The following is a 23,654-nucleotide window of genomic DNA, read 5'->3' on the forward strand; positions in this document are numbered from 1 at the left end:
GTTTGACGTTTACATATAAATTTCTTGGCTTACTCCTTATTGCTCTATGCTTTACCCCTAGTTTGTGGATCAAGGCAATGAGTCTAAACGGTTTGCCAGTTTAAGTAATCAATCGAGGTAAATTAAATTCCAGTAACCAGACTTTAAATAAATGACTTTAAATATTTAAATATTTAAATATCTAAATCTAAATGAGTAAAATAGCCCTGAATTGATTCGCAGGATGAGCCAAGTCAAGTAGTCCTAATAGTTATTATCTACCAACTATTTATTAATTTATCGCTTTATTAATTTATCGCTACTGCAATCACATATAGCTAAGGATGCTAAGGCTTCGATCGACTGGCTAAAGGCTTTCAAACCTAGCTCCTTCAATTTGCAGGGCAGAATCACGGTTAGTGTTGATATTTATATATTCTGATATTTTATTTTGATATTTGACTGCTTGATATAACTAAAAATCGAGCGCTGGTTCAAGAGCAGTTAGATTTATTAGGCGGTTAACCTAGTGCTGTCCTGGGTTGTGCTTTGCCCTAGCACTCCAGTTATTAAATATTTAAATACTACCCTAATCCACCAAGTCTAAATCTTAAAGGTGGGCATCTTAATCTTTTCTAACCCAAATTGCTCAATAGCTGTTGATAGCTGCCTAACAGTTATTCAATTATTCAATAATATGGATCTCTGTTTCCGTACATACTGCTTGCAGAGGAATGTCCCATTTATCTGATGGGATTGTGACCCCAAAATTTTCTGCAAATAATACCCCCACTCTATAACTATGCCCTGGTTGATGGCAATTATTCACCTGGGCAAAGAAGCGATCGTAATAGCCACCACCATAACCGAGCCTGGTTCCTTGCCGATCGCAAGCGAGGGTTGGCGTTAGAATCAGATCAATATTAATATCAATCAAATTAATTTGCGGCAGGCTGGTAATTGGTTCCAGAATCCCAAAAGTGCCAGCGGTCATGCTATCGGCAAAGTCGGCGATCGCTACTTGGTGCCAGACTAATTCTGAGCCCACGCAACGGGGAAATACCCAGCTTTTTTGGGGAGTTTGTTGCCATAGATATTGCAGATCTGGCTCCTGCCGAAAGCTGGTATAGGCCAAAATTACCTGCGATCGCTGAAAAACATGCCAATCTAGCAGTCGATCGCAAATTGCCTGACTCTGCTGCCGCCAGATCGTTACTGGTAAGTTTTTGCGGCTGATTAATAGCTGTTTGCGCAATTGCGGCTTACTCATGCCCATATCAGAGCCAGTTGTAAAAGTGTCACTTGGTTGGGTTAAGATTTTGTCTGGCGCGGATTAAACTACCCTTAATCCGATAGAATTGTTAACGCTAATAATATTGATTGAAATAATAGGATAGAGTTAATTTAAATGAGTGAAACCCTTTCTAAAGTTCAAGATATAGTAGCAGACAAGCTCAGCGTTGATGCGGCTGAAGTCAAACCTGAAGCAAGTTTTGCCAATGATCTAGGAGCCGACTCCTTGGATGTTGTGGAATTGGTAATGGCCTTAGAAGAAGAATTTGAGGTTGACATTCCCGATGAGGATGCCGAGGCAATTGCTACTGTTCAGGATGCGGTTAACTATATTGAGCAGAAAAAAGCTGCCGTATAGAGTCGCCGTAAATCGATCGTTTTGGTTTGCCAGTTAGCTACGGCTTATGGCTAGATAGCTAGATCCTATATAGCTAAATACCATGCAAATTCAGGATTGATTTCAGGATTAATCATGGCTGGTTTAATTTCTGGTAACTAGGTTAGTTGATTAGCTAAATTAATTTATTGATTATTTAGTTACGATTAGTGATTGGCATTTGTAATGCTTTTGGAGCAGCTAATTACTAATATTACTAATAATAAATAATTACTAATAATAAATATAAGTTCAATAGTTGGATCAAGGCTAGTTTTGGCTTTTAGCCACTAGATCGCTTATTCTAACCTAGAAAATAAGCCTGAGAAATTAGTAATTAGTTTGATCAAGTTCTTGCTTGCCTGATTTGCCTGACAAGGTTAAACCATGTTGCTAGCCTTCCTAATCTTGGATCTGAGTGAATAGCAAAATGGCAAATGATCTCGGTGATTTGTAGCGATCGCTGCTTAAACAATCGATTCTGGGGTGCTGAGGGCGATCGCTGCGGTAATTTGCAAATATACAAAATATACAAATTGCTGATCACCAGCTTTAACTGAGCTAGTCTAATATTATGTGGGACTATATGTTGTGGCACAGCGGCCAGGCCAAGTAAATAAGGCTGGGTGAAAGTTGATTAGCCCACAATTGGCACCTTGTAGTTCTGTTGATTCGGCAAGTTTTAACTGCTCTGTTGTAATCGAATGGTTCTTTAGTTGCTCTACTTTTTTAGTCTCTACTTTATTTAGTTAAGAGATTGATGGAACAATGGCTTAGCGATCGCAGCAACAGTTCTGGTTACTAGATGAAAAACTAGCTTAAAAAATTAGCCCGCAAATGATCTAGAAGTGATTAAGGCGATCGCCCTCTGGCACAGAACCGTTTATCATATTTTATGTTTAGTTACATTTGGCTCAAATATTCAATAGTGGTAGAGATGAACTAGTGGGTACCAGTTGAGCAAGGCAAGATAATATGCAAAATTTACAGCCCATTTCCCGTGTCGTAATAACTGGCCTGGGTGCAATTACGCCGATAGGTAACAATATTAATGATTATTGGCAAGGATTGGCCTCTGGCAAAAATGGCATTGATACGGTGACCCGCTTTGATGCATCAGGTCATGATTGCCGGGTTGCAGGCGAAGTAAAAGGGTTTGACCCCCAAGAATATGTCGATCGCAAAGATGCCAAACGGATGGATCGCTTTGCCCAATTTGGCGTGGCGGCAAGTATGCAAGCACTCAAAGATGCCAACTTAGAAATCAGCCCAGTCAATGCGGCGCAAATTGGGGTTTTGATTGGGACTGGGATTGGCGGCTTGCAAGTGTTGGAAGATCAACATGAGATCTTGATGACCAAAGGCCCCAAACGCTGTAGCCCATTTATGATCCCGATGATGATCGCAAATATGGCGGCGGGACTAACGGCGATCCACACCGGTGCGCAGGGCCCCAATTCATGCACAGTAACTGCTTGTGCGGCAGGCTCAAATGCGATCGGTGATGCGTTCAGAATGGTGCAGCGTGGGTATGCCCAGGCGATGATCTGTGGTGGTACCGAAGCCGCAGTTACACCCCTGAGTTTTGCAGGCTTTGCTTCAGCAAGAGCCATGTCCAGACGTAATGACGACCCGACCCATGCCTCTCGTCCATTCGATCGGGATCGAGATGGGTTTGTACTCGGCGAGGGTGCTGGGATTATGATCCTGGAAAGTCTGGACCATGCCAAGGCCAGAGGCGCAAGAATTTATGCGGAAATTGTTGGCTATGGTGCTACCTGTGATGCCTATCACATGACCGGTATGTCCCCAGAGGGTGAGGGTGCGATTCGTGCCATTTCCCTAGCCCTCAAGGATGGCAACATTACCCCCGATCTGGTTGACTACATTAATGCCCACGGCACTAGCACCCCAGTTAATGACCCAACTGAAACCAAGGCGATCAAAAAGGTCTTAGGTGAACATGCCCATAAGATTGTGGTGAGTTCCACCAAGTCAATGACCGGCCACTTGCTCGGTGGTTCCGGTGGCATCGAAGCGGTTGCCACAATTTTGGCAATGCAGAACAACTGCGCACCGCCAACGATCAACCTGGAAAATCCCGATCCCGAATGCGATCTCGATTATGTGGCTAATCAGGCACGCCAGGTAAAGATCGATGTAGCGGCTTCCAATTCCTTTGGTTTTGGTGGCCATAATGTCACCCTGGTTTTCAAGCGCTATCAGGACTAGAACCAGATTGATAGATTAATTACAAATTTAAATCAGGCTGATCGGTGAGCCATAATTGCCTGAAATCTACTAATTTCAAAAAAGGCATTAAATTATTAGTTGAATTTTTTAGGTTTGGCGATCGCTAAGCCTAATTTTTATAATTCAGTAAAAAAAAAGCGATCGTAATTACGATCACCGATCTTGTCTTGAAATAGGATTTGTAATTAGTTACCGATCGCTCAAATAATTAATTCATTGCCATTGATTTAGAACTCGTCGATCAATTAATCTTGCTCTAATCGATCGGCTTAAAACTGGACTTTGATGCCCCGCAAGTAGGACAAACCCAATCATCAGGAATATCTTCAAAGGCCGTACCAGGATCAATGCCGCCGTCGGGATCGCCCTGTTCTGGATCATATATATATCCACAAGCGCTACATTTATACTTTTGCATAATATTTCCTCTCTCTGATTTATGGAACCAGGTATGCTGGCAATCGATTAATATTGAAATAAATTTGCACCGCGCCGACACAAAGTTTCAGTTATTAACCAGGCAAATGATTAGGACATTAATTGCCTAAAGTCTTGCTAGAAAAATTACTAGAAAACTATTAAGAACACATATATTGCCCTAATCAACGCCCCTACTGCCCCATATATCTATTATCTATTAATAGATCTTTGTGAAAATCTAAGAATAACTAAGAATAACTAAGAATAACAAAGATAATTAAGCCATTTTCTTGGCGATCGCCGTAGCCATTTCCTGAGTACCAACGGGGTCAATGCCTGCCGGAGCCAGATCATAGGTCACATTTTGACCAGAACCGATCACCGCCTCCACCGCCGCTTGTAAGCGCTCCGCCGCCTTGATTTCGCCCAAATGCCGTAACATCATCACGCCAGACAAAATCAAAGCAGTAGGATTAACTTTATTTTGGCCCGCATACTTGGGTGCAGAACCATGAATTGCTTCAAACACAGCATAATCAGCGCCAATATTAGCGCCAGGTGCAACCCCCAAGCCGCCAATCATGCCAGCACAAAGGTCGGAAATAATATCACCATAGAGATTCGGCAACACCAACACATCGTATAGCTCTGGTTTTTGCATCAGTTGCATACACATGTTGTCAACGATCCGATCGTCGAATTCAATATCTGGGTAGTCTTTGGCCACCTCCCGCGCCACTTCCAGAAATAGCCCATCGGTAAACTTCATGATGTTGGCCTTATGGACAGCGGTAACTCTCTGGCGCTTGTTAGCACGGGCATAATCAAAGGCATACTTCACGATGCGTTTGCTACCCAATTCAGAAATGGGCTTAACCCCGATCGCCGAACCTTTTCTGATCGGCTTGCCTGCTAGTTTGCTCAAAAACTCCAGTGCTTCAACGGCCTCACTAGTGCCGGTTTCAAACTCGATCCCCGCATAGAGGTCTTCGGTATTTTCGCGCACCACGATTAAATCAATATCAGAAAAAGTGCTTTTCACCCCCTTGATCGATCGAGCCGGGCGCAGATTTGCATATAGATCTAATTCCTTGCGGATCGCCACGTTCACTGATCTAAACCCCGATCCCACCGGCGTAGTGATTGGACCTTTGATTGCAGTTTTGGTGGTTCGAATCGCCTCCAAAACATGCTCCGGCAGGGGTGTACCATATTCTGCCATCACATCCACCCCCGCATCAACGATCGTCCAATCGATCGCCACGCCAGTAGCATCAACCGCTGTTTGGGTTGCCTGAGCCACTTCAGGGCCAATACCATCGCCTCTAACTAATGTAACCGCATACGCCACGGGCGCTATTCTCCTTACACTCTGGATTGATTTACTTGTTTAGTTTAGAACCTAATTGCTACAGAATCGCCTCCAAATCATCTTTGAAGTTGCGATCGGTGTCAGGCAATTATGACCCATTTGGGTGTTTCGGGCTCCTAAAGCTAATTGCTATAAGTTATATAGACGTTAATAGCAATCAAAATAGCCTGTGTCTGGCTCAAAATCTGTGCGGTAGATGCCAAAAGTAGCGGAGGTGAAAAATAGAGCTAATTACCAGCTTTTATGTATACATGATGTTCACACCTTGATGCTTTATTTAAGCTGTAGGAGTAAGACGGTGCGATCGCAGCAGTGCAAGTTTCTTAACCTAATCAGTTGCTTGACCTAATTAGACTGTTTGAAATTTCTCAATAGTTAAAGGTTGAGGTAATTGTGGAGGCAGATTCATTGTCCTGGTGTTGCTCTGGTGGCATGGCGAACTAGTTTGTTAGCTATTTCGATCATAGCCTGACTAAGCAGCCTAACTAATTAGTTAATTTCATCCTTAATCAAGATATTAAGTCCCTGATTCCTAAGTATGAATTATTGATAATTAGGGAACAATAAGTTTAAGGATTCGGTCTATTTAAAATAAGCCAATTACTAACTATTTTTGGTAAGGCGTGGGTAGTTTTAATCAGTTTTGCTAACCAATTTCTGCGCCGATCGCATGCTTTTAAAGCTACTAAACAAACTAAGCAAATCGATCGCCCAACCTTAAATTAATCGCAGCAAGTTGCAAGGGGGTATTTTTGCAAATTGAGTGTAAATACTTACATGCAAAAGCCAAAAAGTGGTATTATCACTAGTTTTACTTTTGCTTCTAAATCTGTAATAATATGTAATCCAAAGGCTGTTGGAAAAAACCCAATCTTTCATCATAGTAGATAACATCCCAACTACAGGTTCTTGGTTTTAGATGTTAACAAAAGTTAGCCAAGCTGAGAAATTAATGATAAAGATTAGAAGATCTAGCTCAGCCCTCGGAGTCAGTAAGTAGGGAGTTCCGTGAAGGTAGCGAGTATGTCTAGAAAAAAATCAATTCAAGCTAAGGCTGGGGTTAGAAGCGCCACAGGAAGCGCTACAGAACGATCGGCTGACAAAGGTGTTGCCAGGCCCGGTGTTTCTGCTGATATGGTGCGCACATATTTACATGAAATCGGCAAGATTCCTTTGCTGACTAGCGAAGAAGAAATTATTTTTGGCAAGCGCGTGCAACAGCTCATGCGGTTGAGCGAATTGTATGAAGATCTAGCCGAGCAACTCGATCGCCAACCCACCCAAGCTGAGTGGGCTGATAAAGCTGGCTTAAACATAGAAGAATTAGAACAGATTGTGCGGGATGGCACCAGGTCTAAGCGCAAGATGATTGAGGCGAATTTACGCCTGGTGGTTTCAGTTGCCAAAAAATACCAAAAGCGTAATCTAGAGCTGTTAGATTTAGTCCAAGAAGGAACATTAGGCTTAGAAAGAGCAGTAGATAAGTTCGACCCCACTAAAGGGTTTAAGTTCTCTACCTATGCATATTGGTGGATTAGGCAAGCAATTACCAGGGCGATCGCGCAACAGGCAAGAACAATTCGCCTCCCCGTCCACATAACTGAAAAACTGAATAAAATTAAAAAAGCACAACGCCAACTCTCCCAGTCTCTGGGTCGGGTCGCAACTGCGGCGGAAATAGCCGATGCTTTGAAATTAAAGCCCGAACAAGTCCGTGAGTTCCTATCAATGGCACGGCAGCCCGTGTCTCTGGATTTGCGGATTGGTGATAACCAAGATACTGAGCTAGCGGAATTGCTTGAAGATGAGGGCGATTCGCCGGAAAGCTTTGCCCTTAGTGAGTCCTTGCGTGATGACATTGCTGGGTTGCTTTTGGATTTGACTCCCAAGCAACGGGAGGTAATGATCATGCGCTATGGGCTAGAGGATGGCAAGGAAATGTCGCTAGCAAGTATTAGCAAACGGATGGAGCTAAGCCGTGAGCAGGTGCGCCAGTTAGAGCGTCAAGCGATGGACAGTCTACGCAAGCGTAAGGCTGCGATCCAAGAATATCTGGCTAGTTAGACTCGTTAGACTAGTTGGACTATGAAGCAAACAAAGTAGAGCCTGTAATCAGAATAATTACTATGCAGCATCACTGAGTTGCTTCGCTCTATTTGCTTAGATCTATAAACATGAGGCGATCGATTGCCATAACTTATGGCTGCATCTAGTCGCATGAGAGTGTCAGTAGGTTGCCTAATCTCACTATTGGGTAGGATCTATTAGGATCAAGCAACAGAGTTAGGAAAATCAGGGATGGACAAATTTATTAACCGAGCCCGTCGCTTCCTGTTTGACTTCGCCACCTAAAGAACGATCCAGGGAGCGATCGGCTTTTACTTTGCCCATTTGCTGCTAGGGACTTTAGCTACTGCCACATTTATTTTCGTAGCATGGTTGATTGCTGGCTTATTTGGCGTTGCCTGGATGGTAACTAGTGCAATCATTCTCGCGCTTCTTCTTTATATCTGTTTTGCAATTTACTGCAGCATAATCACTTTCTTGATTGTAAAGCACAAGGGTTTGGCAAATCGCTACTATGGCTGGGTGGTGTTGGCTGGATTGCTAACTTTCGCTCTAGCATTGGCAGGATTGATTGTGCCTGCGATCTTAACTACCAAACCTAATCTCAGGGGCAAACAGCTTACCTTAGTCTAATGTTTGTGAGTAGTGAGACAAGATCGTTATACCGATATAACTACCAAGGATTACGGTTAATCGATCGTTATGCTTGCCGAGCAGGCTGTTTCAAGTTGGGTTAGATCAGCTTCTTTGATTTGGCGGAATTCTACAATCTTGATAGCAGGTACCTTAATATCAATCAATAATATCGATCGATTTGCTTATAATAGTAATCACAATTGAAAAAATGAGCTTAAGTTAGTATATAATTGTATGCCTGTGCCCATATAAAAAAACAACTCACCATTGGGGCTCAGAGGTGGTGATGTAGACCGCGCTGTCGATCGCAGTTGCTCTTACATTTCCAGGAGGAACTTGAGGGAAAAACACTAGGAGAATAAAAATTCAAGTATGATCAGTCAGAGAAAACCCACTGTAGATATAGGCTTCACCCACGAAGATTTTGCTGCATTACTAGACAAGTACGATTATCACTTCAGTCCTGGTGATATTGTGCCAGGTACCGTATTTAGTCTGGAACCAAGGGGGGCTCTGATTGATATTGGTGCAAAAACTGCCGCCTATATCCCGATCCAGGAGATGTCGATCAACCGGATCGATCACCCCGATGAAGTGCTTCAAAACGAAGATACCCGTGAATTTTTCATCATTGCCGATGAAAACGAAGAAGGTCAGCTAACCCTTTCGATCCGCCGGATTGAATATATGCGGGCTTGGGAGCGGGTACGTCAGCTTCAGGAAGAGGATGCCACCGTGCGATCGCTCATTTTTGCCACAAACCGTGGTGGTGCGTTGGTGCGGATCGAAGGCTTGCGTGGGTTTATCCCCGGCTCCCACATCAGCACCCGTAAACCCAAGGAAGATTTGGTGGGTGAAGAATTGCCACTGAAATTCTTGGAAGTTGATGAAGATCGCAATCGCCTCGTGCTCAGTCATCGCCGTGCCCTAGTTGAGCGCAAGATGAACAAGCTAGAGGTGGGCGAAGTCGTGATCGGTGTGGTGCGTGGGATCAAGCCCTACGGTGCCTTTATCGATATTGGTGGCGTGAGCGGCCTGCTGCACATTTCCGAAATCTCTCACGATCACATCGATACACCTCATAACGTCTTCAACGTTAATGATGAAGTTAAGGTGATGATCATTGACCTGGATGCCGAGCGCGGCCGGATTTCACTCTCGACCAAGCAGTTAGAAGCTGAGCCCGGTGATATGGTACGCGATCCCCAGTTGGTCTATGACAAGGCTGAGGAAATGGCAGCTAAGTATCGTGAGCAGATGAATACACCGCCAATTACAATGATGTTGCCGGCGATCGGTGGCTATGATGCACCCCGCGAATCTCCTGCCAAGCCAGTGAAGGAAGAGCCGAAGCCTGAGCCGGTGGCTAGTAGCGATGATGATAGCAGCACTGAGCAAGAGCAATCTGAGCCTGAGCAAGTTGAAGTTGAAGTTGAATCAGTAGCAGATGAGCCAGCAGTGGCAGTGGATGAATCAGAAGCAGAGTCCTTACCTGAGGTAGAAGGAACAGTAGAGCCAGAATTGGCTACTGATCCAGTGGCTGAGTAATTAAGCTAGAACCTAACTAGACTAATCTGCTCAACTTGTGGATAAAAATAATAGTCAAACAAAAAAAGGCATCGATTAGTTAACCTAGTCAATGCCTCTCTTTTTATTGATCGTTGCGTTGATCGAATTTATTGGTCTGCGCAGTTTATTGAGATTATTCAGGGGTTATTCAGGGCGTTCTTCGATCACCCGATCGAGCAAGCCATAATCCTTGGCCTCGGCTGCTGACATGAAGAAGTCACGATCGACATCCCGCTCAATCTTTTCCAATGGCTGACCAGTGCGGGTTGCATATTCACGGTTGAGTAGATCCTTAATCCGCAGGATTTCTTTGGCTTCAATCTCAATATCAGTGGCCTGGCCACGGGTACCACCCATACTCGGTTGGTGCATCATGATCCTTGAATGGGGTAGGGCATAGCGTTTGCCAGGGGTGCCAGCCATCAACAGGAATGAACCCATCGAAGCGGCAAGACCAACACAAATTGTGCTCACATCAGATTTAATGTGCTGCATTGTGTCATAGATCGCTAGGCCAGCGGTGACCGATCCACCGGGGGAATTGATATAGAGACGAATATCTTTGCCAGGTTCTTCGGAATCGAGATATAGCATCACTGCCACGATCCGATTGGCGATCTCGTCGTCTACTTCCTGGCCGAGAAAAATGATCCGTTCGCGGTAAAGGCGATCGTAGATGCTGATCCAGTCTGTGTACTGCGATCCGGGCATCCGATAGGGAACTCTGGGTACTCCGATGGGCATATTTTTTATCCTTGCACTCTGGCTCTAAATATCTAAATATATGTTGACGGTGGGCGATCGAAATACTCTTGGCGTTAAACAATCACTGATCGCTAAATGAGTAAATGAGTGGATTGATTAAACGTTTAAGTTGTTATGTAGTTAGATTGAGGCAGGAACTGCCGTGGGTAAATCCTTGCGACTTTCCAATACCCGATCGATCAAACCATATTCTTTAGCATCATAGGCACTCATATATAACAAGCGATCCATATCCTTGCTAATTTTCTCGCGGGGCTGACCTGTGTTCTTAGCCAGCATCTCCAGCACCGTATCGCGGTTCGCCAGCACTTCCTTCGCCCGAATTTGGATATCGGTGGCTTGCCCACGGGCATAGCTTTTCGGTTGGCGTAGCACAATGTTGGCGTTGGGCAAACTGGCACGGCAACCTTTAGTCCCAGAGGACAACAGCATCGCTGCCGATCCTGCCGCAGTGCCGATGCAAATTGTATGTACCGGTGGCTTGATATATTTGAGCGTATCGCAGATCGCAAAGGCTTCCGTTTCAAACCCGACTGGTTCACCATCACCGCGATCGGTGCCAGTGGAATTGATGTAGATATAAATTGGTTTTTCAGTATCTTCGTATTGCAAATAGAGCAATTCAGCCACAATTAACTCGGTGACCGATGCTACTAAGGGCATACCAATATAAACAATCCGCTCTTTTAATAACAAGGATTGTAAATCTGGCGGTGGAGAACGAAAGGCAGCATCTCCGTAATAACCTGCTTGGACAGCGTTTGGTGATTGATTCATATGCTCGACAATTGGCTATTTAAGACTACGGCTAGGCTTTATGCTAGCTTATCACAGCGCTTTTGCGGTTTTATGGCATTTATGAGTAGGGTTACCCGCCAATCGATCGGCTAGGATCTGATTAAATTCGATCGGCTATTTTGTTTTTTGATCGGACAGTCGAATTTATTTAAAACACTGGTATTTTCAGCGGTGCTCATCCTAACCTCAACCAGCTTCCTGTTGCGACTTAACTAAGAAAGAAATATTTGTAGCGGTTAGATTTAATACATAGGCAGCCATACTTTCCAACTCCTCGGTTGGCTTGGCGGCGCGATCGCTTTCCGATGGAATACTATGGCGCAAGGCACGGCAGATATCATAGAATTGCGCTTGCAAAAATTCCGGCACCAGTTGCTTATTCTGGCAATTATCCACTAATGTGCCAACCGTGTCTTCGGGGCCATATTGCCACCCTTTTTGATCGCAAATGGTTTTAAAAGCCAACTCAAAGGATTTGAGGCATTGCCCCAGGCATTCTTGATATTTACCCTGATTGAAATATTCATGGGCGCAGCGGAATTCTGCATTGGTTTGGCTAAATTTACAATCATCCAGCAGCGTTAACGCCGGTTTCACCACCTCCGCATGGATATATTCGGAATCGATCCGCATGATTTTGCCATCGTTGAATTTATAGCCCACGCTATGTTCTAGAAAGCGCTGGTTTAACTCATCGATCGCGTGGTCGGGGTGAATCTTGGCGCCATATAAAAAGGGATTGCGCCGCACCACCTGGTCGATCGCCCGGAAGCTAATTTCAATGATATCGAGGGTAATATCTAGATAATCAAAGGATCGCAACGACGGCTCCAGACTATTGAAACTAAGCAATGCTTCTAAAATGGGGATCGATTCCGGGTGGGGGAGTGCCACCAGGCTAAATACACCATACTCCCGGCAAAGATGACGGTGGATTACATCGTAGAGCTTGACCGCTTCGCTATGCCGCCCCAATCCGATCGAATCGCCAATGATATGAATAATTTGAATGCGCAGATTAACCGGAATATTTTCGTATTGAAATACTTCCGATCGGTCTTGCTGAGATTGTTTTTTCCGCTTGGAGTAAATATCCAGCACTCTCATATTGGCGCACCCTAAAATTAACTAGTATTAAATTGATTGATTGCTGATTGATTGCGGCAAGCCCTAAATCAATGAAGAATCTGATCGCTGGGCTTGAATTGGTTCCAGCGAGTTAGTTCAAGATTAAGTATGAACTAAACATTCGCAAGTCACTCGTATCTATTTCAATGGAATCTATGGCTCTTTGTCTATAAATCGATATCTAAGAACGATATCTATGCATCGATTGGCCATTATCTTTAAGCTAACTGCTAAAGATATTAATATCTAGCGATCGTTTCACTATGGCCTTACTCAACATTTGCAATTTGATTCTATGGGATCTAATCACAGCGCTTGTGTGATCTAGATCAAACCTGCTAATTTAGCTAGTTTTTAAGTAATGGCAGTAATGGCTAAAATCATTTAGTTAGCAAAACAACCAAATAATTGGCTAATAAATCAACTCAGCATTTCTATGTATGTAATGATTGCAGTTATTGGTTAGGAATGTTGCTATGGGTGGCGATCAATCTACACCGGATTTGTGCTAAAAACAGGCATAATCTACACCGATTTAGTTGGTGGATTTTTTTGTGAATCCAGAAGCAAGTACATGTAGAATCTGGACTTAGGCGATCGATCCGGTGAGGCAATCTTTATGTTCTTAATTAGTAAATCAAGCATTAGTAAATCAAGCAATATAAGCATCATAGGTAGGGCAAAAGGCCGATTTAACCTGTTACTTGGTCTAACTTATTTCCTCAGCTTTATTGTTATTTCCTCCCTAAACATACCCATGACCAAAGCAGAAGAGAGATTCGATGACGGCTTGGTACGAGTTGAGAGTATCCACAGCGTCGCGGAAACTGGCGATCGCCTAGAGGATTTACTCCGCAATCGCGGCATTACAGTGTTTACCAGGATTGATCATGGTGCTGGAGCGACCAGCGTGGAACTGGATCTCCGACCTACAGAAGTAATTATATTTGGAAACCCCAAAGTTGGCACGCCTTTGATGCAGTGCAATCCCACAATTGGCATTGATCTGCCGCTAAAAGCGCTAATTTGGCAGGATGCGGAAGGTAAAGTTTGGCTTGCTTACAATGCACCGGAATATTTAGCCGATCGCCACGAGCTAGGTTCAGAGTGCGATCCCAACATCCAGAAACTTGGCGCAGTATTATTAAACCTGGCGGAAACAGCTACCGGAAGCTAAAAATCCCCGACTTCCTAAAATCTTCTAAAGATTTCTTAAGTCTAAGCCATTCAAATCATATGCATATGGTGTTTGGCTTGCTGTGACTGCGCTATATGCATTAGTACGTCAGGATAGAATAAACATCAATATTAATTGTTGAGATTATTATTTATTTTATATCGATATATCGATCGCCAACCCGGACTTAACCTAATTAACTTTATTAATCATGCCGGATCATGCCGGTAAAGGCAGGTCGATCCGCCCCAAAATAGCCTCTGCCCGCGCGCCAGTAACCGAAGGTAAATTACCCGGTAGATCGTGCAAGCACAGAAATCCCAACACCGCAAAGGCGATCGCCTCCTTGAAGTCCGCATCCACGCCGCAAGCATCTGTGGTGGTCACAAAAACATTGGGTGCCAGTAAATCACTTAACCGCCCCATTAAATAACGATTGCGACTGCCCCCGCCACATACCAACACCTCATCCGGTCGGCAGGGCAGGAATTGATCATAGCTATTAACGATCGCTCTGGCGGTAAATTCAGTCAGGGTGGCCAAAACGTCATGACCGGAAAGCTGAAGCCGATCGCAATGTTGGATCAGCGCTTGTAAATAGGCCGGACTGAATAATTCCCGTCCCGTTGATTTGGGCGGTGGGGTGGTAAAAAACTCATGCTCTAGCCATACTTCCACCAGGGATTGGTTAGGTGAGCCTTGGCTGGCCAGGTGACCATCCCGATCGAAAGGTTGACCAAAAAGCTGTTGGGTGGCCATGTCGATCAAGACATTACCTGGCGCATTATCCCAACCGGTAACTGCGTTGCGATCGCCGCCAGCGGCCAGAAAAGTAAGATTGCCAATGCCGCCAATGTTTTGACAGACCCGATTTAACTGCTGGTGGGAAAGTAATAACCAATCGAGAATTGGTGCTAATGGCGCACCCTGGCCACCAAGATTAATATCAGCGGTGCGGAAATCACTGGCGGTGGGAATACCAGTTTGATGGGCAATCACGCTGCCTCGCCCCAGTTGAACTGTGTAGCCCAACCCATGATTGAATTTGCTGGCATTATTCTGGTGATGCTCTAGCGGTTGGCGATCGAGACTTAAATTAGGGCTGGGCGGACGATGATAGACAGTCTGACCGTGGGAAGCAATCAAGTCTGGTTGCAGCGGTTGAGCTAGCCCCACATCGATCGCCTGCTGTTGGATTAAGTCCTGGGCAGCATTAGCAAAGGCATGGGCGATCGCATCATCCAGGACACAAATTTGCGCCAACGATCGCGGTGCTCCCGCACATACCGCCAGAATTTCCGCACGCAGATCGGCACTGTAGGCAAAAGTTGCCGCTGCCTTGAGGTTAATCTGAATTGGATTGACAACCTGATCAAAGCGATCGAAGCAGGTAACTTCCACCAGGGCGGCATCGATCCCATCAACTGAGGTGCCACTCATCATGCCTAAAACTAACTTTCGATCCAGTTTTTGTTCACTCATACTGCTCAAGACTGCTTTAATAGTTGCTTACACCTATTTCGATCGATAGATTTGTCTCTATGGCATTATGTATATTTGTAAATTTTCGATTTGATTGTGTTGTGTCTATTCCCGTCAAACATTACGTTTTCACAACTTTTGCTTAACTAACTGCCTAGATTGACTCATAGCGAAAAATCAGGCAAAACTATATAAGGTTTAACCTACGAGGGTAAATGGAAACACTAGAATTCATTATCCATGCCGATGGTCGGGTCGAAGAAAAAGTGACCGGCATTGTTGGCTCCAGTTGTGCGGAAGTGACAGCGGCGATCGAAGCCAAATTAGGAAAGGTGGTCAGTTGTGAACTCACTTCAGAGCACTTTGCTACTAATCAGGCCTGTGCTCAAACCACTGCACAGCATAATTCTCAATATGAGATGGTCGGCGATCGTTTGGCCACTGCAGGCGAACCCGGTAGTTTTAGCCAATGGTAATGCCACATTAGCAGGATCATAGCAAGTGACTAATGCTAACCATTTACAGTTACTTATTATAGTTACTTAGGATTAGCGGTAGCGCCAGCCTTGATTAACTTGATTAAACTGTTAAGATTATGTAAGTGGATACTACTGCCTAAGTAAACATAGATTAATATGGGGCAAAATCATCCGACTACTTGAGCCGATCGTTCTGATTAGTTCTTCTTCTCCCCAATTTGTGAACCGGATCAACTAAATTAGTCTTTGCTTGACTTTAAACTAAATTTTAAAATTTCAAATTAAAAAACTAACTGGAGTAGTAGATAGGGACATATGTCGCATTTTAGCCAAATTAAGACCCAAATTCGTAGCCTTGAGCCCCTGCAAGCAGCCTTGTCCGAATTAGGCTTAGATTGGAAGTCCGGCGGTAACTATGATTTACGCGGACACAATGGTGAGTCTACCGTTGCTGACTTGGCGATCGCTCAAGAAAATGGCTATGATATTGGTTTCCGTTGGAACGGAATTGAATACGAACTGGTTGCCGATCTACAATTCTGGAAGCAGCCCTGGACGGTGGAAAGCTTTTTGAACAAGCTGTCTCATCAATATGCAGTGCAAACGGTAATGTCCGAATCGCAAAAGCAAGGCTTTGCCCTGGCGGAACAAACCAAGGCCGAAGATGGTTCGGTGCGTTTGGTATTGCAACGCTGGAATGGTTAATTAACCTAAATTAATTACCATAAATCTATAATTCATATTGCCGCTAGCACTAGCTAATTTTTTGTCCTATGGCTTTAAACGAAAATGCTGAACAGGCAATCGCTGATCTGATCGCTAAAAATGGCATGGAGCCAGAGTTAGGTGGTAGCCTGCGTGAGGTTGATCCCGATCTAACTGGGCTAGAGCCAGAGTTGGGCGGGGCGCTGCGGCAAAATGCAGTTTATGTGGATGAGACTACCTGCATTGGTTGTGGTCATTGCGCCCATGTGGCCGGAAATACTTTTTTCCTAGAAGAGAGCTATGGCCGCGCCAGGGTAGTGAGTCAGGATGGAGACACGGAACCGCTAGTTCAAGAGGCGATCGATACCTGTCCGGTGGATTGCATCCATTGGGTCAACTACAACGAGCTATCCGAATTAGAACGGGCACGCAAAGATCAGGTGATTCAAAACCTGGGGATTAGCTTGGCTGGCGATCGATCGACCAAGGTGAAGAATATCTTTAAGCAAACCAGTTCACCTAAAGGCATTCACTAACTGAGGTCGTTTCGATCGATATATACAAATATATTGAAATGAGATATTGAATGTTGAGAATATCGACAGAGAAATAGCTCAATTTCTCCACGCCAAAAGTTAGTTATCTATTCAAAAAAGTCTTTTGGCAATAACATCAGCCACCACAAAGCTAGATCATTAAACAACCATCAACTAATTAACTCCAGCAAAGAATCCGCCGCCGCCAAGCCAGATTGATAAGCCCCCTCCACATTTTGTCCAGCACACCAATCACCAGCACAAACCAGCGGTAGTGGCTCCGCAGTGCTCAGGCAAGCAACCCCCAAGGCTTCCTCGGCAAACGCATACCGCCAGCGATGCACCTGCCACCATTTAGGCTCGGCGATCCATTTGGCCAGTAATTTGCCAGCTTGTTGTAAAAGGGGTTTACCTGCCAGTTCTAAGTTGCTTTCTTCTAGCGATTGTCTGGCAAACTCGGCCGTGCTTTGTAGCACAAATACAGGTTGCTTGGCTTGATCAGGGTGCTTACTACTATCGATCGCAATCCAGCTCAAAATTGGATCATCAATTACCCTAATCGCCTGCCACGCGGTGGGGATTGACTCTGAATCAGCATAGCCTGCCATCAACGACAAACAGGGCGCAAATCGAATTGACTGCAAAGCTTTCACAAAACTGGGGGCAGCCGCCAGAACTGGCTCAAAAATTGGCAGCATTTGTGGGGCTGGAACTGTACAAACAACCGACTTAGTCACGATCGGTTCCTGGTTATCAGTAATCAAGTGCCAGGCGCGATCGTGATAGTTAACCGCATTGACCCTGGTGCTGAGTGCTATTTGCTGCTCGGCTGCTAAAAACTTAGCGATCGCGGTCATGCCCTTGGGGCAGGCATAGCGTGGATACATTTCATCAGGGGCAGGAGGCTGTAAACCCTCTGGAGTTAATTTATGGATGATGCGTGTCCAGGGCTGTACAACATTTTTCTCCTGAAGCTTGTCAATGAAGCGGCCAAACCCATCATCCCGCACGGTCAAATACTGCGCCCCATGATCGACCCAAGTGCCTTGCAATCGTCTGGTGGCCATCCTGCCGCCCACCCCGGCAGATTTTTCCACGATCGCCACATCCAGCCCAGCATTGCGTAACTGCTGACCGCACACCAGCCCTGATAACCCAGCGCCAATAATTATTGCGTCTTTCATAAGCGAGTGTTTGTCAGTTGTGTTAAGCCTAGCTCCATCTTCCCATGTTGTTTGGGTAATTTGGCAGTTTGGGCAAATCTTTCTTTGACCTTGTCTGTCGAGCCGATCGCGCTCTATAACAGCTTACAGCGAAGCTAATCAATAAAGGGCAGTCCTGTAAATGTAATCATATTTGGCCACAAGGGACTGATTTTCGATCGCTCGGCTAATTCTTACTGCCACAAAACTAAAAAACACTAGTCCTCATAATTTCATAATTCAAGTAGGTTTAACTAAGCACATCTCAGCAGCTTAAGCTAATAAGCTAAGAGCGTGTCACCAATTTGTGTACCATCATGGTAGGCCGAAAATAAATACTTACAGGTCTTATCCCAGACGATCGCACCAGTGGCATCAATGCAGATCGCGCCGAAATCGCGGTTTCTGGTTCTTGCTTCTGTAAATGATTTGTCCACTGCCTGGTCTAGAGACATACCATCAGTAACCCGCACTACAATCCTGGTGGCCAGGCCCTCATCGATAATATCTTCACCCACACCAGTGCAACTGACTGCTGCGGAGCTGGTGGCATAGTTCCCCGCTGGCATGGCGGAATCACTAACCCGGCCAATTCGCTCAAAGCCTCTGCCGCCCGTGGAAGTCCCCGCACAGAGATTACCATTTTGGTCGAGCACCACCGCGCCGATCGTACCCATTGCCACTTCCGCCATCTTACGGGTGAAATTAGTTTTACGCTCCTCGATCCACTCGTTGAGACGCTTGTCGGTGAGTGGGTTATAAATCGGCATGTTTAATTCCCGCAGCAGTTCCGCCGCGCCATAGTCAGACAGCACCCGATCGTCGGAGGTTTGTAAATATGCGGCCAGCTCGATTGGATTTTTGACCCTGGCGGTATTGATCACACCACTAAAACTCTGGCGATCGCCCACCATCAAAGAAGCGCTCATCCGAATTTGGCCATCTGATTGCAACACCGAGCCAGTGCCCGCATTGAATCTGGGTTCGTCTTCCAAGAGCTTACAGGCTTGCACCACGCCTTCGATCGCGCTGGCTCCCCCCAGAAGCGATTGATAGACCGTATCGACAATCTGGCGCAGGGATTGACTGGCTGGTTCTAAACCGCCTTTCCCCTCGGCGGAATTGCCTGCCCCACCGTGGATAATTATTTTTGGCTGCATTGACATTAATTAAATTAATTCTCGATCGAAGTTCTTACTCTATTGAAGTCTCGAAGAAATAGGCACGACTTTAGTAGAGCCTTTCAAAACTGCTTTACCTGATCTAGCCTTGCTCTAGCATGTCTATATTACATTTAACTTGAGATGTGGCGATCGATGATTGTTGTGTGGCAAAAATTAAATCGCCCAACTCCAATTTAGAACAGGGCGATCGCCATATTAATTGCTCATGCTAGTTATGGCTATTTGATCAAGATAATCGATCGGTAGTCCGGCAACTGGTAACTGGTAACTAACCAAACTAACTAATGCTTTAACACAATCCGATAACGAGCCTTGCCACTGCGCAGGTGATCGATCGCTTCATTGATCTGTGCAAAATCAAACATTTCCACCACTGGCTCGATGCCATGTTGGGCGCAAAACTCAATCATTTTAGCCGTGGTGGTAGGACTGCCTAAGGGACTGGCGGTAATTGACTTTTGGCCAGCAATCAGCGGAAAGACCTGGCTAGAGACTGGATTGGGCGTTACCCCCACAAAATGCAATTTCCCCTTGGGTCGCAACGCCGCAATGTAGGCATCCCAATCGAGGTTGGCATTAGCAGTGGACAGAATAAAATCGTAGCTATTTTTGACGGCGGCGATCGCTTCGGGATCACGGGAATTGACAAAATGGTCAGCGCCCAAATCGCGTGCCTCTTGTTCTTTGTCTGGGCTACCGGAAAAAGCGGTCACCTCACAGCCCCAGGCATGGAGGAATCGGATCGCCATATGCCCCAAACCACCAATCCCAATCACACCCACCTTGTCGGTAGATTTGATCCCCAATTGGATAATTGGATTAAACACAGTGATACCACCACAGAATAGGGGGCCTGCTTTGGTAGGATCAACTGCTTCGGGAATTGCCGTTGCCCAAGTCCAATGAGCCCGCACCCGATCGGCAAAGCCACCTGGCCGACCTACGATCGTGCCTTCGGCAGTGAGACAAAGATTTTGATCGCCACCCAAGCACCACTCACAGGCCATACAGGAATTAGAATACCAACCCAGGCCAACCCGATCGCCCACCTTGTGCTTCTTGACCCGACTGCCGATCGCGGCGACTTTGCCGACTACCTCGTGACCTGGCACAAATGGATATTGGGTCATGCCCCATTCGTTATCCAGCATACTTAGATCGCTATGACAGATGCCGCAATATTCAACTTCGATCTCGACTAGCTCTTCGCCCAACTCACCGGGTTCATATTCAAAGGGTTCGAGTTTGGCTCCGGCTTGGTGGGCTGCATATGCTTTGACCATTTTGGCTCCTTATTGCTTGCTCTGATTTTGCAAATCTGGGTAGTTAAGTTCAGCTTTTGTCGATTCCCATACGGTAGACGGTTGCTGAAGTATTAATGGGATAAATTTCAATTAATGGCAACATATCATGCCGAGATCGCCACTGATTCATGCGATCGGGGCTTTAATGTTTTATCTACCTAACTTTTCTAATTAAATTTGTCCGCAGTCCTACACATGTAATCATTCACATGTAATTATTCTTAGACATAGGATCGAGACAGAACCAAGAGTCATTCACTAAACAACTAAAAATTCTGACTTCTATACCGCTAACAATTTGGCTTATTCCGCCTGTGACCAGTTCAAACTATAGCTAACTGCAAATTTCTATTTTTTTGATACCGCTGGATGCTCCTTGATATACCAACGCCAGGGGATTTCTGCACCCTGAGTAATGCCGATCCTGGTGGTTTGATAGATTTCAGCAGGTTTAAGTCGATCGCTAGCAGGTTCTAGCCACAGCCCAGCCCCAGGTTTGAGCATAATGCCATCCAATTGGCGATCGATTTGCAAAGCGCGACACAGCTTGCCAGGGCCAGCCGCCACCCGATCGGGTTTTTCTTTTTTCCCCAGTGTTACCCAAGCCGGAATTTTGTCGAGTGCTAGAGCGCGAATTAGCACTGCACTGCAAACATCCTCCACATCCGTGACAATATTAAGGCAATGGTACATGCCATAGATCAAGTAAACATAGACGGAGCCAGGTTTACCAAAGATCGCCTGATTCCGAGGGGTTTTGCGGCGATAACCATGACAGGCCGGATCATCTGCAGTATAGGCTTCAGTTTCCACAATCAAACCGCGATACTCAACCCCACCGATCTTGCGAACCAATGTATAGCCCAATAAATCAGGCGCAACTAGATCCGCCGATCGCGCTAAAAATTCTTTGTCCATCGTTTAAAACATTTATCCCCTAAATATCGGGATCATCTCTTTGGCTCAATGGCGATCGCTTGCCATAGCTTAGTCCAGCTTTTAAGAACCTTGTGATCAAGAATGGCAATCACTTAAGTGCAATTGCTGATCGATCAAGCGAGCTATATCTCGTTTGCAAGCATATTCAAGAGCATTATTAATAAGTGACATCGCTAAATTATTGTTTTAATCGTACCTAATTCTAGACAAATTCTGGCGATCGCTGTTTAAACTGTCTTTAGCCCGATTAGTTTTCCTCTGAGATCAAAAAATTTGCCCCTAAAATTAGTCATCGCATATCGCATTATCCAGAGATAAAAATACTGTTAATAAGGTTAAACATATGTCTGAGCCCAGTTTGCCCATCGCTTGATCGTTATAATCATCCCGACCATCTGCAACCTCCTAAACATTAAATAGCTGGGCAATAATAGTTTAGCGATCGGGCTATTTCTCATTGCCAGGCATAACCAGCGATCCCCTACATTTAGCGACTAAGAGCAAGTAAGAACCTATGGCCAAGTCCAAATCCAAATATGTTTGCAATAGCTGTGGTTCGGAATACGCCCAGATGTATGGCCGTTGTCCCGATTGTGGCACCTGGGAATCATTGCAAGAACAGGTGGTGGAAGTAGCAACTACTGGTACTAACCGCTTAGCCAAATTGCCAACCAGTAAACAAAAAGCTGGCAAAAACTTTCAACCCAAACCGCGTAAATCATTGACCCTGCTGCAAATAGGCGATGATAACCAGCAACGACTGGGATCGGGCTATGGCGAACTCGATCGGGTATTGGGTGGCGGAATTGTGCCGGGATCGCTGGTATTAATTGGCGGTGAACCAGGCATCGGCAAAAGTACCTTGCTGTTGGGAATGGCACAGCAGTTGATCGCCAAGGAACCGGTTTTGTATGTCTGTGCAGAAGAGTCGGCGCAACAGGTGAAACTGCGATCGCAACGTTTGGGGCTGGATCCCCAGGCTGCCGATAATTTGTATTTGATCCCCGAAACTGACCTGGAAAGCATTGTCCAGGAGCTATATGCAATTAGGCCGACCGTGGCGATCGTAGATAGTATTCAGGCACTCTATTTTGCCAGCCTTACTTCCGCACCGGGATCAGTGGCACAGGTACGCGAATGTACTTCGGCTTTGATGCGGGTGGCCAAGCGCGAGAATATTAATCTGTTTATTGTGGGGCACGTGACCAAAGAAGGGGCGATCGCTGGCCCAAAGGTACTAGAGCATTTAGTCGATACTGTGCTCTATTTTGAAGGCGATCGCTTTGCCAGCCATAGATTATTGCGATCGGTAAAGAATCGTTTTGGCGCTGCCCAGGAAATTGGCGTATTTGAAATGGCGGAACGGGGTTTATTGGAAGTAGAGAACCCATCGGAGTTGTTTTTGGGTAATCGGGAAGAACCTGCCCCTGGCACTGCTACGATCGTTGCCTGTGAAGGAACCAGGCCGCTGGTAGTCGAATTACAATCACTGGTTAGCCCCACCAGTTATAGCTCGCCTCGTCGTACCACCACGGGCATTGAGAACAATCGCTTTTTACAAATTCTGGCCGTCTTAGAGAAAAGAATCGGCATTCCCCTTTCTAAGCTAGATGCCTATGTGGCTTCAGCCGGTGGTCTGAATGTGGCGGAGCCTGCCGCTGATCTGGGCGTAGCGATCGCTGTGGCGGCTAGTTTCCGCGATCGGATTGTCGATCCCCGCACCGTATTAATTGGCGAGGTGGGTTTGGGGGGGCAGGTCAGGGCAGTATCACAACTAGAAATCAGGCTCAAAGAGGCGGCTAAATTGGGCTTCAAAAAGGCGATCATTCCCAACACCCAAACCACTCAAAATTACGGATTGGAATTAATTCCAGTGAATAAGGTGATGGATGCGATCGTGGCGGCTTTGCCCAGAGTGCCAGCGATCGACAATGCTGATCCTGATTTGCAAAAGCTGGAAGATAGCTAGAGAGGGGGGATGGGCGATTGT

The 23,654-nt window shown here is 45.5% G+C and carries 20 protein-coding genes; 9 read left to right on the forward strand and 11 right to left on the reverse strand.

Annotation, left to right across the window (positions count from 1 at the left end; all coding sequences use genetic code 11):
• Positions 1-664 precede the first annotated feature (664 nt).
• Entirely contained in the window at positions 665-1,249 is a 585-nt protein-coding gene (locus PSE7367_RS03780) for a 5-formyltetrahydrofolate cyclo-ligase (protein ID WP_041698952.1), read from the reverse strand.
• Between the two features lie 138 nt (positions 1,250-1,387).
• Here PSE7367_RS03780 and PSE7367_RS03785 point away from each other — a divergent pair, with 138 nt between their 5' ends.
• Positions 1,388-1,630, forward strand: a complete 243-nt coding sequence (locus PSE7367_RS03785) for an acyl carrier protein (protein ID WP_015164039.1) — start codon at positions 1,388-1,390, stop codon at positions 1,628-1,630.
• A 993-nt stretch (positions 1,631-2,623) separates the two neighbouring features.
• Positions 2,624-3,880 carry a beta-ketoacyl-ACP synthase II gene (gene fabF / locus PSE7367_RS03790; protein ID WP_015164040.1) on the forward strand — a complete coding sequence of 419 codons (1,257 nt, stop codon included), beginning with the start codon at positions 2,624-2,626 and terminating at the stop codon, positions 3,878-3,880.
• Positions 3,881-4,157: 277 nt separating this feature from the next.
• Here fabF and rd read toward each other — a convergent pair whose 3' ends face one another.
• Both rd and PSE7367_RS03800 read right to left on the reverse strand, forming a co-directional pair.
• A complete protein-coding gene (gene rd / locus PSE7367_RS03795) occupies positions 4,158-4,319 on the reverse strand; it encodes a rubredoxin (protein WP_015164041.1) in 162 nt (53 codons plus the stop codon).
• A gap of 279 nt (positions 4,320-4,598) precedes the next feature.
• Positions 4,599-5,672: an isocitrate/isopropylmalate dehydrogenase family protein gene (locus tag PSE7367_RS03800; RefSeq protein ID WP_015164042.1), complete on the reverse strand. Its 1,074-nt coding sequence runs from the start codon at positions 5,670-5,672 to the stop codon at positions 4,599-4,601.
• A 1,044-nt stretch (positions 5,673-6,716) separates the two neighbouring features.
• Between PSE7367_RS03800 and PSE7367_RS03805 the strand changes: the two genes are divergently transcribed.
• Together PSE7367_RS03805 and PSE7367_RS03815 are read left to right on the forward strand one after the other, a co-directional pair.
• Complete coding sequence (locus PSE7367_RS03805) at positions 6,717-7,757, forward strand: RNA polymerase sigma factor, RpoD/SigA family (protein WP_015164043.1); 1,041 nt, start codon at positions 6,717-6,719, stop codon at positions 7,755-7,757.
• A gap of 1,011 nt (positions 7,758-8,768) precedes the next feature.
• Positions 8,769-9,944, forward strand: coding sequence for a 30S ribosomal protein S1 (locus PSE7367_RS03815; protein WP_015164045.1), 1,176 nt, complete (start codon positions 8,769-8,771; stop codon positions 9,942-9,944).
• Positions 9,945-10,109: 165 nt separating this feature from the next.
• Here the strand turns inward: PSE7367_RS03815 and PSE7367_RS03820 are convergent, their stop codons facing one another.
• The 3 genes from PSE7367_RS03820 to PSE7367_RS03830 all read right to left on the reverse strand — a co-directional run bounded on the left by PSE7367_RS03820 (position 10,110) and on the right by PSE7367_RS03830 (position 12,635).
• Positions 10,110-10,709, reverse strand: coding sequence for an ATP-dependent Clp protease proteolytic subunit (locus tag PSE7367_RS03820; protein ID WP_015164046.1), 600 nt, complete (start codon positions 10,707-10,709; stop codon positions 10,110-10,112).
• A 141-nt stretch (positions 10,710-10,850) separates the two neighbouring features.
• Complete coding sequence (locus PSE7367_RS03825; RefSeq protein WP_015164047.1) at positions 10,851-11,507, reverse strand: ATP-dependent Clp protease proteolytic subunit; 657 nt, start codon at positions 11,505-11,507, stop codon at positions 10,851-10,853.
• Positions 11,508-11,714: 207 nt separating this feature from the next.
• Positions 11,715-12,635 (reverse strand): STM4504/CBY_0614 family protein, encoded by a 921-nt coding sequence (locus PSE7367_RS03830; protein ID WP_015164048.1) that lies wholly within the window; start codon positions 12,633-12,635, stop codon positions 11,715-11,717.
• 778 nt (positions 12,636-13,413) lie between these two features.
• Between PSE7367_RS03830 and PSE7367_RS03835 the strand changes: the two genes are divergently transcribed.
• The gene (locus PSE7367_RS03835) at positions 13,414-13,833 is read left to right on the forward strand and encodes a DUF302 domain-containing protein (protein ID WP_156800335.1); all 420 of its coding nucleotides are present in this window, start codon (positions 13,414-13,416) and stop codon (positions 13,831-13,833) included.
• 219 nt (positions 13,834-14,052) lie between these two features.
• On the opposite strand, the gene PSE7367_RS03840 is transcribed toward PSE7367_RS03835, so the two are convergent.
• On the reverse strand, positions 14,053-15,315 hold the full coding sequence (locus PSE7367_RS03840) for an anhydro-N-acetylmuramic acid kinase (protein WP_015164050.1): 1,263 nt from the start codon (positions 15,313-15,315) through the stop codon (positions 14,053-14,055).
• A gap of 215 nt (positions 15,316-15,530) precedes the next feature.
• Here PSE7367_RS03840 and PSE7367_RS03845 point away from each other — a divergent pair, with 215 nt between their 5' ends.
• The 3 genes from PSE7367_RS03845 (at position 15,531) to PSE7367_RS03855 (ending at position 17,035) form a co-directional block, all read left to right on the forward strand.
• Positions 15,531-15,791 (forward strand): DUF2997 domain-containing protein, encoded by a 261-nt coding sequence (locus tag PSE7367_RS03845; RefSeq protein WP_015164051.1) that lies wholly within the window; start codon positions 15,531-15,533, stop codon positions 15,789-15,791.
• Positions 15,792-16,109: 318 nt separating this feature from the next.
• The gene (locus PSE7367_RS03850) at positions 16,110-16,499 is read left to right on the forward strand and encodes a DUF1257 domain-containing protein (protein WP_015164052.1); all 390 of its coding nucleotides are present in this window, start codon (positions 16,110-16,112) and stop codon (positions 16,497-16,499) included.
• A 68-nt stretch (positions 16,500-16,567) separates the two neighbouring features.
• On the forward strand, positions 16,568-17,035 hold the full coding sequence (locus PSE7367_RS03855; RefSeq protein ID WP_015164053.1) for a ferredoxin: 468 nt from the start codon (positions 16,568-16,570) through the stop codon (positions 17,033-17,035).
• Between the two features lie 170 nt (positions 17,036-17,205).
• On the opposite strand, the gene PSE7367_RS03860 is transcribed toward PSE7367_RS03855, so the two are convergent.
• From PSE7367_RS03860 to PSE7367_RS03875, 4 genes are all read right to left on the reverse strand, one after another.
• Positions 17,206-18,219, reverse strand: a complete 1,014-nt coding sequence (locus PSE7367_RS03860; protein ID WP_015164054.1) for an NAD(P)/FAD-dependent oxidoreductase — start codon at positions 18,217-18,219, stop codon at positions 17,206-17,208.
• 296 nt (positions 18,220-18,515) lie between these two features.
• Positions 18,516-19,397 (reverse strand): isoaspartyl peptidase/L-asparaginase, encoded by an 882-nt coding sequence (locus PSE7367_RS03865; protein ID WP_015164055.1) that lies wholly within the window; start codon positions 19,395-19,397, stop codon positions 18,516-18,518.
• A gap of 305 nt (positions 19,398-19,702) precedes the next feature.
• Positions 19,703-20,704 (reverse strand): NADPH-dependent aldehyde reductase Ahr, encoded by a 1,002-nt coding sequence (gene ahr / locus PSE7367_RS03870; RefSeq protein WP_015164056.1) that lies wholly within the window; start codon positions 20,702-20,704, stop codon positions 19,703-19,705.
• Positions 20,705-21,073: 369 nt separating this feature from the next.
• Positions 21,074-21,643, reverse strand: coding sequence for a DNA-3-methyladenine glycosylase (locus PSE7367_RS03875; protein WP_015164057.1), 570 nt, complete (start codon positions 21,641-21,643; stop codon positions 21,074-21,076).
• 535 nt (positions 21,644-22,178) lie between these two features.
• Between PSE7367_RS03875 and radA the strand changes: the two genes are divergently transcribed.
• A complete protein-coding gene (gene radA / locus PSE7367_RS03880; RefSeq protein WP_015164058.1) occupies positions 22,179-23,633 on the forward strand; it encodes a DNA repair protein RadA in 1,455 nt (484 codons plus the stop codon).
• Positions 23,634-23,654 lie beyond the last annotated feature (21 nt).

Source organism: Pseudanabaena sp. PCC 7367, assembly GCF_000317065.1.
Classification (GTDB): Bacteria; Cyanobacteriota; Cyanobacteriia; order Pseudanabaenales; family Pseudanabaenaceae; genus Thalassoporum; species Thalassoporum mexicanum.

Bases quoted from the DNA above. Each gene is read 5' to 3' on its own strand.
- PSE7367_RS03780 (WP_041698952.1), bottom strand. From the start codon at position 1,249: ATGAGTAAGCCGCAATTGCGCAAACAGCTATTAATCAGCCGCAAAAAC.
- PSE7367_RS03825 (WP_015164047.1), bottom strand. From the start codon at position 11,507: ATGAATCAATCACCAAACGCTGTCCAAGCAGGTTATTACGGAGATGCT.
- fabF (WP_015164040.1), top strand. From the start codon at position 2,624: ATGCAAAATTTACAGCCCATTTCCCGTGTCGTAATAACTGGCCTGGGT.
- rd (WP_015164041.1), bottom strand. From the start codon at position 4,319: ATGCAAAAGTATAAATGTAGCGCTTGTGGATATATATATGATCCAGAA.
- PSE7367_RS03855 (WP_015164053.1), top strand. From the start codon at position 16,568: ATGGCTTTAAACGAAAATGCTGAACAGGCAATCGCTGATCTGATCGCT.
- radA (WP_015164058.1), top strand. From the start codon at position 22,179: ATGGCCAAGTCCAAATCCAAATATGTTTGCAATAGCTGTGGTTCGGAA.
- PSE7367_RS03840 (WP_015164050.1), bottom strand. From the start codon at position 15,315: ATGAGTGAACAAAAACTGGATCGAAAGTTAGTTTTAGGCATGATGAGT.
- PSE7367_RS03860 (WP_015164054.1), bottom strand. From the start codon at position 18,219: ATGAAAGACGCAATAATTATTGGCGCTGGGTTATCAGGGCTGGTGTGC.
- PSE7367_RS03815 (WP_015164045.1), top strand. From the start codon at position 8,769: ATGATCAGTCAGAGAAAACCCACTGTAGATATAGGCTTCACCCACGAA.
- PSE7367_RS03830 (WP_015164048.1), bottom strand. From the start codon at position 12,635: ATGAGAGTGCTGGATATTTACTCCAAGCGGAAAAAACAATCTCAGCAA.
- PSE7367_RS03820 (WP_015164046.1), bottom strand. From the start codon at position 10,709: ATGCCCATCGGAGTACCCAGAGTTCCCTATCGGATGCCCGGATCGCAG.
- PSE7367_RS03850 (WP_015164052.1), top strand. From the start codon at position 16,110: ATGTCGCATTTTAGCCAAATTAAGACCCAAATTCGTAGCCTTGAGCCC.
- PSE7367_RS03785 (WP_015164039.1), top strand. From the start codon at position 1,388: ATGAGTGAAACCCTTTCTAAAGTTCAAGATATAGTAGCAGACAAGCTC.
- PSE7367_RS03805 (WP_015164043.1), top strand. From the start codon at position 6,717: ATGTCTAGAAAAAAATCAATTCAAGCTAAGGCTGGGGTTAGAAGCGCC.
- PSE7367_RS03865 (WP_015164055.1), bottom strand. From the start codon at position 19,397: ATGCAGCCAAAAATAATTATCCACGGTGGGGCAGGCAATTCCGCCGAG.
- ahr (WP_015164056.1), bottom strand. From the start codon at position 20,704: ATGGTCAAAGCATATGCAGCCCACCAAGCCGGAGCCAAACTCGAACCC.
- PSE7367_RS03835 (WP_156800335.1), top strand. From the start codon at position 13,414: ATGACCAAAGCAGAAGAGAGATTCGATGACGGCTTGGTACGAGTTGAG.
- PSE7367_RS03845 (WP_015164051.1), top strand. From the start codon at position 15,531: ATGGAAACACTAGAATTCATTATCCATGCCGATGGTCGGGTCGAAGAA.
- PSE7367_RS03875 (WP_015164057.1), bottom strand. From the start codon at position 21,643: ATGGACAAAGAATTTTTAGCGCGATCGGCGGATCTAGTTGCGCCTGAT.